Source organism: Paraburkholderia dipogonis (assembly GCF_042680985.1).
Lineage (GTDB): Bacteria > Pseudomonadota > Gammaproteobacteria > Burkholderiales > Burkholderiaceae > Paraburkholderia > Paraburkholderia phytofirmans.
Map to the genome: position 1 here is coordinate 1 of NZ_JBHUFR010000056.1, position 1,155 is coordinate 1,155.

A 1,155-nucleotide genomic window follows, 5' to 3' on the forward strand; every position below is an offset into this window, starting at 1 on the left:
CAGCAAAGCGGCGGTTAAGCAAGGCAGCCAGAATAAAGACGCAAAGAAGCCGTAGCTTCCTCAGGATCATCCGGAGGTTGTGGCCGGCGCCGCACAGCACCGCGTGCATCGCGTCGCCCAGCGCTCCTTTGAGCCAGTTCCTGCCGAGTTTCCCGTCTGTCTTCATGTGACCGATGGCTGGCTCGATTGCACTTCGCCGTCTGATCATTGCGCGTAGTCCGCGTGTGATGCCCCGCCGCAAGCCCGGGTGGTAGATCTTCACGCCGTCGACCGCGACACCCTTGTAGCCACGGTCAACGATGGCGACTTCCGGCGTGGTGTCGCTCAGGATTGCCGCCTGTTCCAGTGCTTCAGCCAGCGTGTGACCGTCGTACGGATTGCCTGGCATCGAGCGCATGCCAACTACCAGTCCTTCCTTGTGGGTCGTCGTGATCGACACTTTCACGCCGAATTCGTAGGGTGTGCGGGTTTTGCCTTTCGCCAGACACTCAACTTCTGGTGCGTGCAGCGCGTAGAGCTTGTTTTTGTCCTTCGGCTTTTGCGCCAGGATGCGCTTCGTGCGGCCAATCAGCTCCATCAATGCAGCACGGCCTGGGTCTGCCACCTGGACGACCTGTCGCTCCACATCGCGCATCACCCGTCCAACGCGCGAGCGCAGCGTGCGCAAGGCTTTCCTCATGCGTTTGTACTGCTTCGCGTGAGCGTAGCGGCCAATCTGCAGCCCCAGACGCGGCGCCTCGCGGTTGTAGTTCTGCCTCAGCTTCAGGCTGTGCCGCGCGGCCGCCTTCACCAGATGTTCGCGACACCGCTCGAGCAGGCGTGAATCGGTTGGATGGGCAATCGCCTTCTCCATGACCGTTGTGTCGACGATCACGCGCTTCACGCTCGAGGCCTTGATCACGCCGGCACGTTTGGCCGCTTCGATCGTCTCGGCCAGCAACTCTTCAACGCCGGCTTCGCCCAGTCGTTTGCGCCAGCGCGTCAGGCTCGACGGGTCGATTGGCGGTTCGGTCTGCAAATAGGTCTCACCGGTGAACACCTGCCAATACGGGTTCTCCACCCATTGCCAGACAACTTCTTCGTCGGAAAGGTCGAACGCATGCTGCAAATACAGCAGCCCCGCAATCAGGCGCGGCGAACTCGCCGGTCGACCTT

The 1,155-nt window shown here is 61.5% G+C and carries 1 protein-coding gene; it reads right to left on the reverse strand.

Going from position 1 to position 1,155, the window contains the following annotated elements:
• On the reverse strand, positions 1-1,155 hold a 1,155-nt coding region (locus ACFSNN_RS41300), incomplete at both ends, for an IS5 family transposase (protein WP_377779231.1).